16 protein-coding genes are annotated in these 19,063 nt (G+C 59.1%); 10 read left to right on the plus strand and 6 right to left on the minus strand.

The genetic code is table 11. The features are described 5' to 3' along the window. The first annotated feature begins 27 nt into the window (after positions 1-27). The 5 genes from ACESWY_RS05770 to ACESWY_RS05790 all read left to right on the plus strand — a co-directional run bounded on the left by ACESWY_RS05770 (position 28) and on the right by ACESWY_RS05790 (position 4,317). Positions 28-999, plus strand: a complete 972-nt coding sequence (locus ACESWY_RS05770; RefSeq protein WP_138113293.1) for a hypothetical protein — start codon at positions 28-30, stop codon at positions 997-999. Positions 1,000-1,307: 308 nt separating this feature from the next. After that, positions 1,308-1,736: a galactose-6-phosphate isomerase subunit LacA gene (gene lacA, locus ACESWY_RS05775; protein WP_006234830.1), complete on the plus strand. Its 429-nt coding sequence runs from the start codon at positions 1,308-1,310 to the stop codon at positions 1,734-1,736. A 63-nt stretch (positions 1,737-1,799) separates the two neighbouring features. Further along, positions 1,800-2,324, plus strand: coding sequence for a galactose-6-phosphate isomerase subunit LacB (gene lacB, locus ACESWY_RS05780; RefSeq protein ID WP_006234831.1), 525 nt, complete (start codon positions 1,800-1,802; stop codon positions 2,322-2,324). 119 nt (positions 2,325-2,443) lie between these two features. Continuing rightward, positions 2,444-3,325, plus strand: a complete 882-nt coding sequence (locus ACESWY_RS05785) for an aldose 1-epimerase family protein (RefSeq protein WP_373093290.1) — start codon at positions 2,444-2,446, stop codon at positions 3,323-3,325. Between the two features lie 56 nt (positions 3,326-3,381). After that, positions 3,382-4,317 carry a hexose kinase gene (locus ACESWY_RS05790; RefSeq protein WP_373202170.1) on the plus strand — a complete coding sequence of 312 codons (936 nt, stop codon included), beginning with the start codon at positions 3,382-3,384 and terminating at the stop codon, positions 4,315-4,317. Between the two features lie 343 nt (positions 4,318-4,660). Here ACESWY_RS05790 and ACESWY_RS05795 read toward each other — a convergent pair whose 3' ends face one another. Continuing rightward, positions 4,661-6,289 (minus strand): UDP-glucose--hexose-1-phosphate uridylyltransferase, encoded by a 1,629-nt coding sequence (locus ACESWY_RS05795; protein ID WP_217495577.1) that lies wholly within the window; start codon positions 6,287-6,289, stop codon positions 4,661-4,663. Continuing rightward, positions 6,280-7,485 carry a galactokinase gene (locus ACESWY_RS05800; RefSeq protein WP_271732096.1) on the minus strand — a complete coding sequence of 402 codons (1,206 nt, stop codon included), beginning with the start codon at positions 7,483-7,485 and terminating at the stop codon, positions 6,280-6,282. The genes ACESWY_RS05795 and ACESWY_RS05800 overlap by 10 nt, the downstream gene beginning before the upstream one ends. Positions 7,486-7,868: 383 nt before the next feature. Here ACESWY_RS05800 and ACESWY_RS05805 point away from each other — a divergent pair, with 383 nt between their 5' ends. Together ACESWY_RS05805 and ACESWY_RS05810 are read left to right on the plus strand one after the other, a co-directional pair. Beyond that, complete coding sequence (locus ACESWY_RS05805; protein WP_052044120.1) at positions 7,869-8,855, plus strand: LacI family DNA-binding transcriptional regulator; 987 nt, start codon at positions 7,869-7,871, stop codon at positions 8,853-8,855. A 129-nt stretch (positions 8,856-8,984) separates the two neighbouring features. Then, positions 8,985-10,145, plus strand: a complete 1,161-nt coding sequence (locus ACESWY_RS05810; RefSeq protein ID WP_175406075.1) for an FprA family A-type flavoprotein — start codon at positions 8,985-8,987, stop codon at positions 10,143-10,145. 66 nt (positions 10,146-10,211) lie between these two features. Here ACESWY_RS05810 and ACESWY_RS05815 read toward each other — a convergent pair whose 3' ends face one another. Next, positions 10,212-11,015, minus strand: coding sequence for a DeoR/GlpR family DNA-binding transcription regulator (locus ACESWY_RS05815; RefSeq protein ID WP_373093295.1), 804 nt, complete (start codon positions 11,013-11,015; stop codon positions 10,212-10,214). A 335-nt stretch (positions 11,016-11,350) separates the two neighbouring features. Between ACESWY_RS05815 and ACESWY_RS05820 the strand changes: the two genes are divergently transcribed. Further along, positions 11,351-12,208: a class II fructose-bisphosphate aldolase gene (locus ACESWY_RS05820; RefSeq protein ID WP_195521209.1), complete on the plus strand. Its 858-nt coding sequence runs from the start codon at positions 11,351-11,353 to the stop codon at positions 12,206-12,208. 322 nt (positions 12,209-12,530) lie between these two features. On the opposite strand, the gene ACESWY_RS05825 is transcribed toward ACESWY_RS05820, so the two are convergent. The 3 genes from ACESWY_RS05825 to vsr form a co-directional block, all read right to left on the minus strand. Beyond that, positions 12,531-13,154: an HAD family hydrolase gene (locus ACESWY_RS05825; protein ID WP_373093297.1), complete on the minus strand. Its 624-nt coding sequence runs from the start codon at positions 13,152-13,154 to the stop codon at positions 12,531-12,533. Positions 13,155-13,210: 56 nt separating this feature from the next. Next, positions 13,211-14,140: an AraC family transcriptional regulator gene (locus ACESWY_RS05830; RefSeq protein WP_158554577.1), complete on the minus strand. Its 930-nt coding sequence runs from the start codon at positions 14,138-14,140 to the stop codon at positions 13,211-13,213. A 498-nt stretch (positions 14,141-14,638) separates the two neighbouring features. After that, positions 14,639-15,628 (minus strand): DNA mismatch endonuclease Vsr, encoded by a 990-nt coding sequence (gene vsr / locus ACESWY_RS05835; RefSeq protein ID WP_373093300.1) that lies wholly within the window; start codon positions 15,626-15,628, stop codon positions 14,639-14,641. Between the two features lie 248 nt (positions 15,629-15,876). Between vsr and ACESWY_RS05840 the strand changes: the two genes are divergently transcribed. Together ACESWY_RS05840 and ACESWY_RS05845 are read left to right on the plus strand one after the other, a co-directional pair. Beyond that, a complete protein-coding gene (locus ACESWY_RS05840) occupies positions 15,877-16,662 on the plus strand; it encodes an ABC transporter ATP-binding protein (RefSeq protein WP_271745658.1) in 786 nt (261 codons plus the stop codon). Next, positions 16,652-18,874 (plus strand): ABC transporter permease, encoded by a 2,223-nt coding sequence (locus ACESWY_RS05845; protein WP_373093302.1) that lies wholly within the window; start codon positions 16,652-16,654, stop codon positions 18,872-18,874. The genes ACESWY_RS05840 and ACESWY_RS05845 overlap by 11 nt, the downstream gene beginning before the upstream one ends. Positions 18,875-19,063 lie beyond the last annotated feature (189 nt).

Here is a 19,063-nt window from a genome sequence, read left to right on the forward strand (position 1 = left end):
TCAATACAAAAAAGAGACGCGCACGAGATGGCTCATGGGCGTCCTGTCCAGATAACCGAGCACACGACGGTAACCGAGCTGCAGCCCAGTCTGTCCGATGTCGTGTGCGCAAACAAAAAGCTGCAGATTGGCTTTATCGTTGCGCTCGTGGTACTGGCGCTGCTGTCGGGCTTTGTAGCTCGTCCGCATTTCGCCGATACCAAGACTTGGGACTCCACCATCGAGGTCATCGATCAAAAGAAGGGCAATGTTTTGGCGCTCACGACCTCGTGCGTCGCCCTATCTGCGGGTATCACTGCGCTGCCGGGCGATACGGGAACGCCGGTTGCCGAGCAGCTCGCGCAGCTTTCGGGTAACTTGGGCATCGTGCTTGCCGTGCTCTACCTCGAGAAATACCTGCTGACCATTTTGTGGTCGGTTGGCCTGGGCATCCTGATCCCGTTTGCGCTGGTGCTCCTTGCGGTGTCGCTCGGCATTCACGGGCGCTGGAGCACCAGCGCCGTCCTGCGCCGCGTGGCGACTCGCGTGCTGGTGGTCGCCACGATCGGCATGGCGTTGGTGCCTGCAAGCGTATGGGTGTCGCAAAAGGTCGACGAAACGTATCGAGTGAGCATCGAAGCGGCCGAGCAAAAGGCGGCCGACGCTGCGGGTACGGCAAATAGTGATAGCTCCAAAGCAAGCAAGAAAAAGACCGAGTCCACAGAGTCCAAGAACGTGCTTGAGCAGCTTGCCGACGGTGCCTCAAGCCTGGTCACGTCGGTAACCAGTGGTGCCAAGCAGATGACCGACGAGATCGTGCAGCAGGTGACCGACCTTATCGAAGGCGTCATCGTGATGATCGTGACCTCGTGCGTGATTCCATTGCTGGTGCTCGCGGCGTTTTTGTGGCTGGGGCACACCCTGCTGGGGATTGATATTTCCGGCCCGGCGAACTATTTGACGGGTCGCTTTCTGAGCGCTCCGTCCAAGCACGCCAAAAAGGGCGGGCAGTCCGAGTAGCTAAAACAGCTGTATATACCGGGGAATACCGCCGAAGGGCGGCCGAGACACGTTCTCGGCCGCCCTTTTGTTTGTTGAATACGTGGCAGGGTGGGCTTTCCCCGATTCCAAACGGTCAGCAATCATCCGCGAACGGTATTTGTTCAAAAAAGAACAAAGACAAACAAATAATTCTTGCAGTTGATGTTCGAATGTGTTCAAATAAACATGAACAGTGAAGAACCGCACATTCAGATGCCCGGACCTGAACGCGATTCAACACTTCCAAACAGAAACTACGCACCTGCGTATCTCTCAAGGAGGATGTCATGAGGGTTGTAATCGCTTCCGATGCCGACGGTATGTCGATGAAGGAGTCCATCAAGGAGATGCTCATCGCCGACGGTCACGAGGTCGTCGACTATTCCGAGACCCCTGCCGCGGACTTTGTCGATTCCGCGACCGCCGTTGCCAAGGACCTGCTGGAGCACAAGGATTCCCAGGGCTTCGCATTCGATAAGTACGGCGTCGGCTCCTATATGGCCGCCGTCAAGATCAAGGGCATGGTCGTCGCCAACATTTCCGACGAGCGTTCCGCTTACATGACCCGCGAGCACAACGGCTCGCGCATGGTCACCATGGGCCCGGGCGTTGTGGGCACCGAGGTCGCCAAGAAGATCGCCCGCGAGTTCCTGCGTGCCCAGTACGCCGGCGGCCGTCACCAGATCCGTGTCGACATGCTCAACAAGATGGCCTAACGAGAGCCACCGAGAACTCGAACTTCTACCTCAACTTGTGAATTCAGACGAAAGGACGTTCTGATGAAGAAGACCATCGCAATCGGTTGCGACCATATCGTTACGGACGAGAAGATCTATCTGGCCGACCGCCTGGAGCAGGCTGGCTACAAGGTGCTCGACTGCGGCACCTACAGCCACACCCGTACGCACTATCCCATCTACGGTAAGGCCGTGGGCGAGGCTGTCGCCAGCGGCAAGGCCGATTTTGGCGTGGCCCTGTGCGGCACCGGCATCGGCATCACCAACGCCGTCAACAAGGTTCCCGGCGCCCGCTGCGCCCTGGTCCGCGATATGACCTCTGCCCTGTATGCCCGTCGCGAGCTCAACGCCAACATCGTGGGCTTTGGCGGCAAGATCACCGGCGAGTTCCTGATGGCCGATATCATGCTTGCCTTCCTGGAGGAGCCCTACGAGAAGACCCCCGAGCACGATGCCCTGATCGCCAAGATCGATGCCTGCAATAAGGCCGATGCCGAGGCTCAGGCTGACCCGCACTTCTTTGACGAGTTCCTCGAGAAGTGGGACCGCGGCGAATACCACGATTAGCGGGTATCCGGCGTAATTAACTAGTCCGTTGACGGCTCGCGTTTCTGTGAGGGGGCGCGAGCCGGTTTTCTATCAGCCCTATTGACTTGGCGGGCTGTCGTAAGAAAGGGAAGGCTCCTATGGAGTTTGTTCTTGATAACGGTTCTATCCGCGTAGCACTGAGCACGGCTGGCGGATCGTTCACTTCTATTACGGCCAACGGCCGTGAGTACCTGTGGCAGGGTGACCCGGCGGTCTGGTCGGGCCAGGCACCCATTTGTTTCCCGATCTGCGGCGGCCTTCGTGACGGTCGCGCAATGACCATGGGCGGCCGCGAGGTTAAGCTCGCCCGTCACGGCTTTGCTCGCAAACAGGAGTGGAAGCTCGAGGGGCAGGGCGACAACATGGTCGCGCTGAGCCTAAGCTCTGCCGACCATGCCGAGTTGCTCGAGCAGTACCCGTATCCGTTTAAGATCGTTGCTCGTTACACGATCGATGCGGAGAAGGTGGCCGTGTCGTACGAGGTGACCAATGAGGGCACCGAGGACATGCCGTTCTTTGTGGGCGGTCACCCTGGCTTTAAGTGCCCGCTTGACGAGGGCGAGTCCTATGACGACTACGAGCTCCGTTTTGAGCAGCGCGAGGCCGCCGAGCTCTGTACTGCCGTTCCCTCGACGGGCCTGATTGATGTTGAGCATCGCAGCAAGAACCCGATGGTTGGCCATGACCTGCCGCTGACCCACGAACTCTTTGACTTCGCAGAGACCATCTTTGACGTGCTCGAGAGCCGCGTGGTTACGCTTACCAAGAAAACCGAGGACAAGGGCGTGCGCCTGACGTTCCCCGATATGCCGTACCTGATTGTGTGGAGCAAGCCCGAGGGGGACTTTGTGGCCGTGGAACCGTGGGGCGGCCTGTCCACCTGCTCCGACGAGGACGATATTCTGGAGCACAAGCGCGGCTGCCTGGTGGCCAAGCCGGGGGAGACCGTTACCCGCGGCTTTGAGATCGAGATCCTTTAACGAGCTATCGTATGTTTGGGGCCGCGCGTGTCGTGCCCCGGAAACAGGAGTTCAATATGATTCTGACCGTTACCATGAACCCGTCGATTGATACGCGCTATCAGCTCGACAAGCTGATCATCGACGATGTTAACCGTGTGACGCCCGAAAAGACCGCTGGCGGCAAGGGCCTCAACGTGAGCCGTGTGCTGCTGCAGTTGGGCGACGATGTGCTCGCGACCGGTCTGCTCGGCGGCCACATGGGTGCCTATATGGCCGAGCTTATGGATGCCGACGGCGTCAAGAACGACTTTGTGCCCATCGCCGGTGAGACGCGCATTTGCCTGAATATTCTGCACGAGGGTAATCAGACCGAGCTTTTGGAGAGCGGCCCGCAGATCGCCCCGGCCGAGCTCGAGGCCTTTACGGCCAAGTTTGCCGAGCTTGCAGCGAAGGCGGACGTTGTGACGCTTTCGGGCTCGCTGCCGCGTGGCGTCGATGCCGGCTACTATGCCGAGCTCGTCAAGATCGCCGAGAAGGCGGGCGCCAAGGTGCTGCTCGACACCTCGGGTGCATCGCTGGAGGCCGCGCTGGAGTCCGACGCTAAGCCTGAGCTCGTAAAGCCCAACCTGACCGAGATTAACGGTCTGCTGGGTACGTCCTTTACGACCGATGATGTCGATGCCCTGCGCGAGGCGCTTGCCGCCGATGACCGCTTTGCCGGTATTCCCTGGGTCGTCGTTTCGATGGGCGCTGCCGGTTCGGTGGGCTTCCATGAGGGTCGCGCGTTCCGCGCCAAGACGCCCGCGATTGCGGCTGTGAACGCGACGGGTTCCGGTGACTCGACCATCGCCGGCTTTGCGCATGCGATTGCTGCTGGCGCCAACGACGTTACGGTGCTCAAGACTGCCAATGCCTGCGGCAAGCTCAACGCCATGGATCCCAAGACCGGCCACCTGGTCATGGACCGCTGGGACGAGGTCTACAACAGCGTTGTCGTGACTGAACTGTAGGGTTACGCGGTTTTACCAAACCGCGTAACGGCGCGACGCTGCAAACGCCCCTAAGCGGCAATCTGACGTTCAATCGTCGGGCATGACCAAAAGGTCAATGCCCTCCTCTTTCACGTCACCTTGCTCGCTTAGGGGCGTTTTCGCTGTCGTTGCCAAGACACCGGCGTTGCCTTGGTCGCAAATAGTCATTGGGGACGCTCTTTAATGACTAGTCGTTTAAGAACGCCCCTTAAGAATGACCCCAATGACTACACTCAAAAACGGCGCCCGTCGGTGATGTTGCCGGCGGGCGCCGTTGTCGTGTAGACGCTATTTGTTGAGTGCGTGCGTTCGAGCTCGCATGCTATAGCGAGTCGATAAAGCGCTGTTGGGCGGCGCGTCCTGCCTCGTCCCACTTAAAGACGCCGGCGTTGTCGAGCACGTGGCCAAACACCACGCCGACCTCTTCGTGCAGGATGTCGATGGCGTTGTCGGCCGTAAGCTCGTCGGCGCGGCGGGCAAAGACGTCCTCAGCCCATGCGGCGTGGCTGCGGCAAAGGTCGTCGCCCTCGAGCGCGCCGGCAAGGTCGTAGCTGGCATCTGCCTTGGCCGCCAGCAGGTGCTCGCGGACAGCGCCGAGCTCGGGAACCAAGCGCGGCGGCAAAATGGCCAGGCCCATGACCTCGATCAGGCCGATGTTCTCCTTTTTGATGTGGTGGTACTCAGCATGCGGATGGAATACGCCCAGCGGATGCTCGTCGGTCGTGATGTTGCAGCGAAGCGCCAGGTAGGCCTCGTAGATTTCGCCGCCGGCGTTGCCGCGGGAGTCGACGCGGCGGATGACGGGCGTCACGGTGTTGTGGGCCACGCCGTCGGCCGTGTGTGCGATGACGCCAACCGACTCATCGGTCCACTCGCGCCAGGCAAGGATAATCTTCTCGGCGGCGTCGAGCAGCTGGGCGCGGTCGTGCGATCGTAGTCGCAGCACCGAAAGCGGCCACTGTAACACGGTACCGATGACCTGGTCAAAGCCCGGCACGCTAAACTGCGAGACCTCGGCGGCGTGCATCATGGGGAACTCGTGCGCGCCGCCCTGGAAGTGGTCGTGCGACAGAATCGAGCCGCCCACGATGGGCAGGTCGGCGTTGGAGCCAATGAAGTAGTGCGGGAACAGGTCCACAAAATCGAGCAGGCACGTCAGGCCCTTGCGGTCAACGTGCATAGGGCGATGCTCGGAGCTCATGGCAATGCAGTGCTCGTTAAAGTACGCGTACGGGCTGTATTGGAAGCCCCAGCGCTCGCCGTCGAGCTTAATGGGGATAACGCGCAGATTCTGGCGGGCGGGATGGGCGCCGCCGTCGGCTGCAGCGGAGCGTCCGGGATAGCCTTCGTTTTCGATGCAGAGCTGGCAGGCGGGATACTTCTCGCCCGTGTTTTTGGCGGCGCCGGCCGCGGCAATATCGCGCGGGTCCTTTTCGGGCTTTGACAGGTTGATGGTAATCTCGAGGTCGCCCCAGTTGGTGGGGGTGCTCCATTTGATGTTGCGCGCGATGGCGGCACGGCGCACGTAGCCGGCGTCGCAGCACAGGCCGTAGAACCAGTCGGTCGCGGCGCGGGGCTCGTTGACGCCCATGCGTCCGTTGAACTCCTCGTTTACAACCGAAGGCCTTGGCATGAGCGCGCCCATGATGCGCATGGCGATGCGGTCGCGGCCCGATGCCGTGTCCTCGGCGGCGCCGTTGGCAACAGCCGCCTCGGCAAGCGCGGCAAGTGTGCCTTCAAGGTCAAAGTTGGGCAGGGTGTCGGGGTGCAAGAGCGAGAGTTTTTCGGCCTGGAGCGCCCAGGCCATGTCGAGCGCCGGGCCCGTAGCACCGATGCACTCGAGAATGGTGTTATACGCCCAGATGCGATCGTCCTGGCCGATCATCGATCGGTGGATAGCGTACTCGATCAGGTTCTGCGCGGCCTCGCGCACGTCAGTCATTACAGCCATGCCGCGTAAGCCCCCTTGTCAGAGATAGCGTAGTGGCGGGCAGAACCCTCGCCCAGCCAGCCGTTCATCTTGGCAATGAAAGTGTCGACCAGATCGAGCGGCACGAAGGCCTGGATGGTGCCGCCGAAGCCGCCGCCGTGAATACGAACGGCGCCACGGCCGTCGAGTACATGCTCGGCCAGTGCCAGGGCATACATCGAAGGCTGCTCGGAACCCAGCTTGGCAATGACATTCTGCAGGTACATGGCAGAGCTGGCGCCGGATTCGCGCGTCAGGACCAGGAACTGATCGATGTCGCCGGCGTTCAGGGCAGCCCAGCGCTTGTCGACCAGGCCGTTTTCGTACCAGTAGTGAACGGCGCGCAGGCAAGCACGGTCGCCCAGCTTGGCGCGCAGCTCGGGGAGTTTGGCGTCAAAGTCGGCCACGTTTACCTCGCATAGGCGTGCCTTGCCAAACTCGGCGGCGACGTCCTGCATCTCGCGCGGAACGGCGGCGTAGTCGTCGGTAGCTGCCACATGGTCGGCGCCCACTTTAACGAGCACGAGCGCATAGCCGTGATCCTCAAAGTTGAGCTCGAGCTTCTGGGTTTTAGGCTGGGCCTGATCCTCAAAGTCCATGTAGGCGAGGCCGCCCAGGCACACGGCAGCCTGGTCCATCAGACCGCAGGGCTTGCCGTAGTAGCTGTTCTCGGTGCGCTGGCTCATCTGAGCGAGCGTGACGGGCTCGATGGCGGGCGCGCCCCAGAGCGTCTCCATGGCGCGGCCGTATGCGGCCTCGACGGCGGCAGAGCTGGAAAGGCCGCCGCCCGAGGGGACGGAGCAGGTGAAGGCGAAGTCGAAGCCGTGGGGCTCAACGCCAAGGGCTGCGATCTCGTGTGCCATGCCGCGGACGAGGCTTGCGGACGTGCCCTTCTCGGACTCCTGAACGTCTAGCGTGTCGAGCGCGATTTCAAACGTGGGATAGCCCTCGTCGGCTACGCGAACCTTGTTGGAATCGGTTGCCACGGCGATGCCGTCGACGGCGACATCGAGCGAGCCGGCGATAACGTGGCCACCCTCGTGGTCGGTGTGGTTGCCGCTGATCTCGGAACGGCCGGGCGCATGCACGTAGAGCACCTGGCGGTCGCCGATGGGGCCAAACTCCTCCTCGAACAGCTTGGTGAGCGTGGCGAATGTCTTTTCGTCGGGGGTGGTCATGGGAGTCCTTTCCTTGGCGCGCACGGGTGGGTTTTGCGTCGTTATGAGTACGTTAACAACTTGAAGCGGCATGAACCAAGTGTTCACAATACCGCACGTTACGGGCTATGTTAACGTACTCATAACACATCGCTTATCACTTTTTGAGAATCTGGTAATCGGTAGAAATTCAGCCGTGAACGGTACTGCCGTATGGACTTATAAAGCAGAAGAGATGCAGATAGAAAAAGTAGAGTACGTTAACATGCGTCCGACGATAGCGGGCCTCGGCGCGGGATGTATTTCTGCCCGGGCCGGCATTCACGCTATTCAGATCTCGCAAGGGTGAAGGTGATCCTGTGGCAAGGCGCCCGTCCAACGATACCAGTTCGCGTCCGGTCTCCATGGCCGACGTCGCCCGCGCTGCCGGCGTTTCGCAGCAGACGGTTTCGCGCGTCGCCAACGGCTTGCCTAACGTTAACGAGCAGACGCGCCAGCGCGTGCAGGCCGCTATGCAAAAGCTCGGCTTTCGTCCGAGTTATGCCGGTCGCTCGCTGCGCGACGGCCGTTATCATTCGGTCGGCCTGTGCGTCAACGATGTCACCAAGTTTGGCAACCTCTCAATGATCGACGGCATCGCCAGCGCTGCTCGCGAGCATAATTGCGCCATCACGCTGGTCGAGATGTCCAAGACCGAGGAGTTTTCGCTTGCCGAGGCCACGCGTCGTATGGCCGCATTGCCGGTGGACGGCATCATCATCGGTATGAGTCGCATGGCGCCCGATTTTGAGACGTTTGATCCACTGCCGGGCATTGGCACGGTCATCGTTACCATGTACGCGCACCCGCGGGTGACCACGGTCGATTCCGACCATTACGGCTGCTCGCTATTGCTTATGGATCACCTGTTTGAGCTAGGGCACGAGCAGATTCGCTATATTGGCGGCCCGTCATTCTCGGTCGACGAGCAATTTCGTCGCGCCGGTTGGCAGGATGCACTCGAGCGTAAACACATCGAGCCGGCAGAGCCGCTCGAGGGCGACTGGTCTGCCAACAGCGGCTACGAGGCCGGCAGGTACCTGGCCGAGCACGATCGCACCATGACGGCGATTTACGCGGCAAACGACCAGATGGCAAATGGCGCGATTGCAGCGCTGCGCGATAGCGGTCTGCGCGTGCCCGAGGACGTGAGCGTGGTGGGCGTCGACGATTCGCTCGATGATTTTGTGGCACACAACGAGCTCACGACCGTTCGATTCGATTTGCATCAGCGTGGACGCGAGGTGTTCGAGCACGCGGTTCCCAAGGCGGGGGCAACGGACAAAACCGTTGCCATTCGTATTCCCGGCCAGCTTATCGTTCGACATACCACGGCAGCTCCGCGCACATAGTTTTTGCAGGTCAATGGCGATATATTCCGCCTCAATAACAATCGATAAGGATGCTGGCAGATAGCCGTGGCTATGAAGACGAGTGCTATGATAGACGGGCTCTTTTGTCTATCTAGGAGGCTTTGCCTGATGGAGATCACCAAGGATATCCGCTACATTGGCGTTAACGATCACGACATTGACCTGTTCGAGGGCCAGTACGATGTGTCCGAGAACGGCATGGCATACAACAGCTACGTTATCTTGGGCGAAAAGATCGCTGTCGCCGATTCAGTCGACGGCGGTTTTGTTGACGAGTGGCTCGGCAACCTCGAGGCCGTGCTCGATGGCCGCACGCCCGACTACCTGATCGTCCATCACATGGAGCCCGATCACTCCGCCGGCATCGCCGCCTTTATGGAGCGCTATCCCCAGGCGCAGATTGTTGCCAGCATGGGCGCCTTCCGTATGATGGTCAACTACTTTGGCACCGACTTCCCCGAGCGCAAGATGGTCGTCAAAGATGGCGACGTGCTCGACCTGGGCGGCCACAGCCTAACCTTTGTCGGTGCCCCCAATGTTCACTGGCCCGAGGTGCTCTTCTCCTACGAGTCCACCGACAAGGTGCTCTTTAGTGCCGACGGTTTTGGCAAGTTTGGCGCCAACGACATCGAGGATCCCGAGGGCTGGGCTTGCGAAGCGCGCCGTTACTACTTTGGCATCGTCGGTAAGTTCGGCAAGTTCGTGCAGGCCGTCCTCAAGAAGGCCGCCGACCTGGACATTCAGATCATCTGTCCGCTCCACGGCCCCGTACTGACCGAGAACCTGGGCTATTACCTCGACACCTATAACACCTGGTCGAGCTATCAGCCCGAGGACGAGGGCATCACGATCGCCTATGCGAGTGTGTATGGCCATCTGAAGGCTGCCGTCGAGGAGCTCGCCGCAGCGCTTGAGGCTCGCGGCCAGAAGGTCTCCGTCTTTGACCTGGCTCGCGACGACATGGCCGAGGCCGTTGAGGATGCGTTCCGCTACGACCGTCTGGTGCTCGCTTCCATCACCTATCAGGGTGAGATCTTCCCGTTCATGAGCACCTTTATCCATACGCTTGCCGAGCACGCCTATCAGAACCGTACGGTGGCACTCGTCGAGGCCGGCTCCTGGGCGCCCACCGCTGCCAAGGTTATGGCCAAGGAGCTCGAGGGCATGAAGGACATCACCTTGGCGCAGAACAAGGTGACCGTGCTGGGCTCGCTCAACGACGCCTCGCGCGCTCAGATCGAGGTCCTCGCCGACGAGCTTTCCAAGTAGCGATATTTCGCTTTTAACGAGCAAAACCACCACAAAGGGGACAGGCACCTTTGTGGTGGTTTTTGTTTAAGCGCCGGCGATGACGAGATTTGGGCGGGCGTCGTCGACGGTCTCGGCGATTGAGGTGGCGACGGCGCCATCGGGATCACGGTCCATCACGATGGTGTCGACATCGGTCAGCTCGGCAAAGCGGTACATGCCGCGTCCGTTAACCTTGCTGGCGTCCATAAGGGCGACGCTTTGACGGGCGGCACCGACCATAGCCGCTTTGGTCTCGGCCATCTGCGGAAAGTCGGTCGTAAAGCCGCAGCCGGGAACAAAAGCTCCAGGGCACATGACGGCAAGATCGGCGTGGACCATTTGGAGCGCTTGCATAGTGAGCGGGCCGTACAGATAGCGATGACCTTTGCGCAGCGCCCCGCCCAGCATGACGACATCGACCGAGGGCATGCTTTCGTCGATGTAATCGGCGATGGTAATGTCGGCCGTGATAACGGTGATGCCGTCGCGCTGATCGAGGAGCCGGACGAACTCGAGCGCCGTGGTGCCCGAGTCAACGAGCAGCGTGTCGCCGTCATTGACGAGCTCGATGGCGCTTTGCGCGATGGCCTGCTTGGCGGCGACGTTGACATTGATGCGGCGATCCTGCGTGGAAACAGTCAGACGCTTGTGGAGCGATACGGCGCCGCCATGCGTGCGGCGCAGCTTGCCGGACTCCGCGAGTGCGTCCAGGTCGGCGCGAGCGGTGACAGAGGACACGCCAAAGGTCTGGGCAATTTCTGCCACCTGCACCGAGGCGTTATGCTCAAGCATCTCCATGATGGCGGCACGACGCTCATCGGCGAAGGCTCGGGTTGTTACATGGGCCATAGCTGCTCCATCCTCAACTGAAATTTGCAGGAATTGTGTTGAGTCCATTTTCGTTCATTTTCTTTTTGAGTAAGAAAACACCTTTCGATTACTTATCTTTTCTATAAAAGAAAGATGATTCGCTTGAAAACTGCAATGTCGTATAGAGGAATCCGGTGCGAATCTCTTCCGTTTGCTTTTCAAAAACGAGCGTCTTGACCTGTGTGCCGGTGATATCTCATGCGTGCGACACCATCGATTTTCATACAATGAGCGCAGCAAAACGCAAGGTAAAACGCCTTGTGAACAACTACGCCCGATGTCCGGATGCGGGCGAGGGAGAGGAGCAAACGCTCATGGCACTTGTTACCACCGAAAAGATGCTCAAGGACGCTCAGGCTGGCCACTACGCCGTCGGCGCGTTCAACGTCGAGAACCTCGAGTTTGTTATGGCCGTTCTGGCCGCCGCCGAGGAGACCAAGTCCCCCGTCATCATGCAGACCACCCCGGGCACCATCAAGACCGCTGGTCTGGACTACTTCTACGGTATGGTCAAGGCTGCCGCCGAGCGCGCTTCCGTGCCCGTCGCTCTGCACCTCGATCACGGCGATGGCTATGACCGCTGCATGCAGGCTTTCCGCACGGGCTACACCTCTGTCATGATCGACGGTTCGCACGAGTCCTTCGAGGACAACATCGCCCTGACCAAGTCCGTCGCCGACGCTGGCTGCGCCATGGGCGTGCCCGTCGAGGCCGAGCTCGGTAAGGTTGGCGGCAAGGAGGACGACGGTCCCGCGGTTGAGGGCGAGAGCCCCTACACCGATCCTGCCGAGGCTAAGGAGTTCGTCGAGCGCACTGGCTGCACCTCCCTCGCTATTGGCGTTGGCACCAGCCACGGTGTGTACACGAGCGATCCGCACATCGAGCAGTCCGTGGTCAAGGCCATCCGCGACGCCGTCGACGTGCCGCTGGTTCTGCATGGCACCTCCGGTGTGCCCGATGAGCAGGTCGCCGAGGCCGTGAAGAACGGCATCTGCAAGGTTAACTACGCTACCGAGCTGCGTCAGGCCTACACCAAGGGCTTCATGGCCTACATGGCCGAGAACCCCGCCTGCTTCGATCCCAAGAAGCCGGCCAAGGAGGGCATGCGTGAGATCACCGAGCTGGTTAAGATCCGCATGACCAACCTCAACTCCGTGGGCAAAGCAGAGTAACAGCAAGGGTACTCCGGCTCGCTACATATCCCGGGGAGGGACGAGGGCTTAGTCCCCCAATCGTCCTCGGGCATGCAAAAAGCCTCGCTGCGCACTTCGTGCGGCGAGGCTTTTTGCCCCCTGCGGAAAGATTGGGGAACTAAGCCCTCGTCCCTCCCAAGTTGACCTTCTCGAGGTCGTCGCCCTTGTGGCGTTAGGGCGGAAAAATAATAAGAAGCCTTCGCGCTGCGGAATGATTTTGGAAACTAAGTACGGGACCCGCCCAAACCGTCCTGCTCAATCGCCCTTGTGGCGTTGGGGCTGAAAGGGTGGGACGCGTGGGTTACTTGGTTGTTAGGGTTAGCAGGTCGTTGGGGGTTTCGAGGTTGTAGGTGGCATTTGGGATGTCTTGGTGTGATCCCCATGCTGCTCTGGCAAAACTGACCCCTGCCGAAGTTGCGCATTGTTCGTCGTAGACAGTGTCGCCAACGTAGACGACGTTGCCAGGATTCGCGCCCGTACGCCGGAGATATTCGAGCATGGGTGCGGGTGCCGGTTTATGTTCGGTTGTGTCTTCGACAAGGATGATGTGCTCAAAATACCTATCGAAACCAAGGGGTGCAATTTCTTTTGCGTATTCGTCGCGCGCACGTGAGGAGATGATGCCAAGTTTGCAGCCGCTATCGGCGAGTGTTGCGATGACTTCAGGCAAACCTGGAAACACGCTGATGGTGCTTTTAAAACTGGCGGCAACTTGGCACCAGCGATCCAAAGTTGCCTGTGAGTAGATCCCAAGTTTCTCAAGGGCGTTCTTGCCGGGTATGCCGAGGGCAAATTCAAGCTCGTGTCGGGGGAGCGTTTTGCCGGTTTCTTCTTGGACAATCTGGCCAAGCGATGACAGCACGCTTTCTTCTGTATCTGCCAATGTCCCATCAACGTCAAACACGATATGGTCAAAGTACTTCATATAGTAGCTCCTATCCGTTGTTTGCCTGCAAGTTTGATGCAGTGACAGAAGAAGGGCTAGCGGGATTTCTGCCTGGTACTATCGAGATTCTGCCTCGCTGCTCGATAGCTCGAAGGAGTGCATCCCATTTGTTCTTTAAATACCTGGCCAAGATGGCTTGCTGTCGCAAAGCCGCATTGGCGCGCGACTGTCTGGACCGTTCGCGTGGTGTGTGCCAAAAGTTCGCAAGCACGGTTTACGCGGTATGCACGCAGATATGCCGCCGGGGTCGTTCCTGCGCAAGCTTCGATAATGCGGTAACACTCTCTTTCGCTTACGCCGGCTGCAGATGCCATCTGGGGCACATCTATAGCGGCTGCATAGTTTGCGCGGATATAGTCCAGGATTGCCTTGAACTGTACGTCGCGGTTGGTCATCCAAGAGGCGTTGTCGGAGGAAAAGAGCGGTTCGGCCTTGGCGTTAATCTGAATCCAGAGCTCTGACAAACTATTTCGAAGCGCCATCTCGTTCTGCGGCCGTTGAAGGTCGTGGCTAAAGGAGCTCTTCAGCAAATCAATAAAGGGCATATCGTCGGGATTGGTGGGCGACCATTTGAGCACATCGACGCCTCGACATTGCAGCAAAGGATTGATATAGCGCTTTTGAAGGCGTCCCGCGGGATCGCCGAGCATCGACGGCTGAAAGATATGCAACATTTGAATGGCTGGTGCCGAATTGGGTGATTGCAGCGTGCTGTGCAAAACACCGCCGTTGATAAAGCCGGCGGACCCTTCCTCAAAGCGTACGTGCTCATGAGCCGCGCGCGTTCGATAGTCAATCGCTCCCTGCTCCATGTAGAAAAGCTCAACCTCGGAATGCCAGTGCCAGGGGACGGAATTGCCCGGATAGCGAGCGAATTCTGCGCGTTCGGCAATATAGGGCCAGTCTTCGGCGGTCTCGGGAAACGCTTCCTCGCGTCCTCCGCGGTGCAATTCTATGTGATCCATGTTTCGCATGGCATCAGTATAAAGCGCGATGGGCTTAGATTGCTCTTGCCTGTTCGGGGAACGCCTTGTCTAGGGATGCTTGGAGCTTTTCGAACGATGCTCGCAGGTTGAGGCTCTGGTCGGTTGAGCGTTTGGCTTTTGTGGTGGGGGAGTCGAGGAGGCCGTTTCTCTGTGTCGGGGGGAAGGAGAAAAGGTCTGCATGTTTTAGGGATGGCTGCCGTGCTACGGCATTGGAAGAATGCATGCTTATGCGGCCTCCTCGATGTCCACCAAAAGGTTGCGCATGGGGTGTGCTGCTAGGTCCCGTGCGCTGGCAGTATTATGCCGCGGCTGCTGCAAAGAAGCGCTAAAGAAAGGCTTAACCTGGTTTGGTTTTACGATGAAACTGCAGGTCAGAAGTATCGAGTAACACTCTTGAAAGGTTTTGAGCTTAAGGACTTTCTAAGGTTTGTGGTGCGGATGTGGCTCGCCTGTGCGGGGCGTGTGGATGGCTCGTTCCTAGCGCTGCGGCTCTGCGGCGCGCACCTGCTCGATGACCTTTTCCATCGTGGCGTCGATGCGGCCTTTTTTGAGCTCGCATTCCCAGACGGTGATGGGCGTCCAGCCCATTTGAGTGAGTGCTGCCACGGCAGCGCGGTCGCGCTCGACGTTGCGACGGAACTTTGCCTCCCAAAACTCAACGTTGCGCTTGGGCTGGCTCGGGTTGCACTTGGGGCAGCGGTGCCAAAAGCAACCGTTGACGAAGATGGCGATCTTGCGCCCGGGGAAGGCGATGTCGGGCTTGCCGGGAACCTTCCATTCCAAGCGATATCCCGTAAGGCCTGCTGCCCGCAGGCACTGGCGAACGAGCAGCTCGGGCTTGGTGTTGGCGCGCTTGTTGCCCTTCATGGACTTTTTGATGGCGGCGCGACGGCGCACGAGTTCACGCTCGTCGGCGGAAAGGTCCGAGGTGTCGATGCCGTCCAACAGACCGGGCTTTGGACGCTTTTTGCTGCGGCGCTTAGGTGCGCGCTTGGGCTTGGTGGCGGGCTCGTCGGTCGCGGTGGCCTCGGCGTCGTTGGCAACGCCGTTGGCCTCAAGCCGGTCTTCCTTCAACTCAATTAGGGCATCAATGAGTCCCTTGTCGGCGGGCATCCACTCAACGGTGGCAAGCGAGGTGCGCGGAATCCAGCGGATATCGAGCTGGCGGTCGTGCTTCTGGGGCTCGCCAGACTCTTTAGCCAGCGAGCAGTAGTAGCACTCCATGGAGAGATGAAAATCGGGGTAGTCGTACTCAACGGTATAGAAATCGCGCAGATTGGTGACTTTGACCTGCAACTCTTCCATAAGCTCGCGGCGTACGGCGTCCTCGGGCGACTCGCCGCGCATGAGCTTGCCACCGGGGAACTCCCAAAGTCCCTGCATGTCGCCGTAGCCGCGCTGCACGGCAAGCAGCTCGTCAGATCCTTCCTTGCGAATGATCCCAGCGGCAACATGAACAGTCTTCAACAGGAGTCCTCCCTCAACATCAACAAGTGGCAGGGTAGTCTTTTTGGGACGGGGCTTTTTTAGCTGCCCTATGTCAAATGCGGCCTCATGCTTCGAAGGCTTCGGATGGGGTAGCTAAAAAGCCCCGTCCCAAAAAGACTACCCCTACCTTACACAACGGTAAGGCAAGCGTAAGCCATATCGATGGTAGCCGACTCGTCTTCTTGCGACTATAGATGCCGTAGACTAATCGCAAGAAAGGACTCGGTATGCAAACCACGCACATGGCGACCCCGGTACTGGAGGTCGCGCATCTCGAAAAGATATATGGAGCGCTGGGCAACGTGACCCGTGCGCTCAACGACGTCAGCTTTACCGTCAACCGCGGTGAATTTGTTGGCATCATGGGCGCTTCGGGCTCGGGCAAGTCGACGTTGCTCAACTGCGTGTCGACCATCGATAGCGCCACGAGCGGCACGATCCGCATCAACGGGCAGGACGTGACGCGCATGAAGCAGGCCAAGCTCTCGCAGTTTCGCCGCGAGGAGCTCGGCTTTATCTTCCAGGACTCCAACCTGCTCGATACGCTCACGGCACGCGAGAACATCGCCCTGCCGCTCACCATTGCCCGCACAAACTCGGCAGAGATCTCGACCCGCGTGCAGGATGTGGCAGCGCGCCTGTCCATCAGTCAGGTGCTCGACAAGTATCCCTACCAGATGTCCGGCGGGCAGCAGCAGCGCGTTGCCGCGGCTCGCGCACTCGTCACCGACCCCACCATGATCATGGCCGACGAGCCCACCGGCGCCCTCGATTCCAAGAGCGCTCGCCTGCTGCTCGAGAGCCTGGAGGCCCTTAACCGCCGCCTGCGAGCCACCGTACTCATGGTCACGCACGACAGCTTTGCCGCCAGCTACACGAGCCGTGTGCTGTTTATCCGCGACGGCAAGATCTTCACCGAGCTGCGCCGCGGCGACACCGACCGCCGAGAGTTCTTCGACCGCATTATGGAGGTCGTTGCCATGATGGGCGGTGAGGGCTCCGATGCTCTGTAAACTCGCTTGGGGTAACGTCCGCCGCGCCGGCCGCGACTACCTCGTCTACCTTTTGACGCTCACCCTGGGCGTCACGGTCTTCTATGCCTTTAACACCATCTCGATGCAGGTCGACATCGCCGGAATCGATGAAAAGGGCTTGGCGCAGGTAATGGGCAGCATGCTCGGCGACCTGACGTACTTTTTGGCCGGTGTCATGGCCTTTTTGATGGTGTATGCCAATAACTTCATCATGAAACGCCGCAAGAAGGAGTTTGGCCTGTACCAGGTGCTCGGCATGGGGCGCGGGCGCGTCGCCACGATCATGGCGCTCGAGACCGTGATCGTTTCGGTCGTGGCCTTTGTCGCCGGCATTGTGCTGGGTGTGGGACTCTCCCAGCTCATGACGTTCTTTACGGCCTCGCTTTTTAAGACACAGATTGCCAATTTCCACTTCTTTTTCTCGGTGCATGCGTTCAATCTGACCCTTGCCTGCATGCTCGTAATGTTTGTGCTCACGCTACTGCTGAACCTTCGCGCCGTGCGTCGTACCAAACTCATCGAGCTTATGGGTGCCGAGCGTCGCAACGAGAGCATCAAGACGCGCAACCCCTGGATTGCGATTGCCATCTTTGCCGTGGGCGTGGTGCTTGTGGGCGTGGCCTATTACCGTCTGCTACGTGATGGGTTCCCGCTAACCGCGACGGACAGCAAGCTGCAAGAGGCCATGAACCAGTTTGGCATTACGACCGCTATGGTTACCGTGGGCACCTTTGCCCTGTTCTGGGGACTCTCGGGCATGCTCATCAAGCTGCTGCAGAGCCTGCGCGGCGTGTATTGGCGCGGCCTCAACATGTTTACTGTGCGCCAGCTTGCGGCCAAGGTCAACACGGTGTGCTTTTCGATGGGCGTCATCGCGATGCTCCTGTTTTTGGCCATCACCTCGGTGACGTGCGGTATGTCGATTGCCAATGTGATGAACGAAAACCTGGAGCGCTATAACCCTGTTGACGTGTCACAGACGTATGTCTATTACACGCCCGATACGCTCGACTACTACAAAGAGTACATCAATCCGTCTGAAGCCGATCGCATGGTGCTGGCCGATAGTACGGTCGATTTGTACTCCGCATGGCACGGCGATCCATGGCACGGCGATCGTAAGGGCAAGTCGGCGGACAACAACGACGAGACCGGCAAGAAGGTCAATATTGCCGATGTTGCCGGTGAGCATGTGCAGATCGATTCGTATCTGAGTTACCCGCTTGGCGGTTCGGATCCTTCGGTGACTCCAAGTGAAATGTGCAAGGCCATGGGCGAAAAGCTTCCCAAGGCGTTCGGGGGTAGCAATGCCGATACGATGGGTCTGTTTGTGACGCCGGCGAGCCAGTACAACAAACTGCGTCAGATGATGGGCGAGGAGCCGGTGCACATCGGTCACGACCAGTATCTGCTCACGTGTGATATGGGCGGCGAGCTGGTCGACCTGTACACCAAGTATATGGCTGGCGGCCATGCCCTTACCTTGGGCGGGCATACGCTCAAGCCCGCAACCGATAAGTCGGACGAAGATGCGGCGGCCATCGCCAACTCGGCGATGGGCAGTAATCCGGGTACCGTTGTCGTTGCCGACGAGCTGTTGTCCCAACTTAATCTGCAGCCGTATTCCAGTAGCCTGCTCGTTAACTACAAACAGGGGATGGATACGACCGAGGCAGACGAGAGTATTAAATACACTGTGCTCGACAATCTGCTCGTTGACGGCAAGGAGCCGGGGTCGTGGGGAACCTTCATCACACGCTCCGAGATGTACGCGCAAGCAGCGCAAATGAACGGTCTTATTAGCTATCTAGCCATCTACATCGGCTTTGTATTGGTCGTTGCATGCGCGGCGATTCTGTCGATCCAGCAACTCTCCAACGTGGCCGACGGCAGCCGCAGCTATCGTGTACTGGCACAGATCGGTTGCGACGACCGCCAGATTCGCCATTCGGTGATGGCGCAGCAAGCGGTATTCTTCCTGTTCCCGCTGGCAGTGGGCCTGGCGCACTCCTTTGTGGCACTTAAGGTGATCATCGAGTTGGTGAGCATTTTCGGAAATATGAGCATTGGCGGTACCGTGGGCCTCACCTGTGCAATCTTCCTGGCAGCATACGGTGGCTACTTCCTGGTGACCTACCTCATGAGCACCGGCATGGTACAAGCTGCCATCGCCACCCGCTACAGCGAGTAACAAGCGGGCAAAACCGTCGCAAAATTAGAGGTGTATGACCGCCGCGAAGGGACCAGGGGCCCTTTCGCGGCGGTTTTTGCCAATCTGGTGCGTCTCAGATACAAGTGAGTAGACTTTTTTGAACCTGCCGAGCACATCGTGACAAATGATCTATAAAACTGCAGGTCAGAGCTGTGGCGTTTTGGGGCG

The sequence above is a fragment of the Collinsella aerofaciens ATCC 25986 genome, from assembly GCF_964237925.1.
GTDB classification, from domain to species: Bacteria; Actinomycetota; Coriobacteriia; order Coriobacteriales; family Coriobacteriaceae; genus Collinsella; species Collinsella aerofaciens_BJ.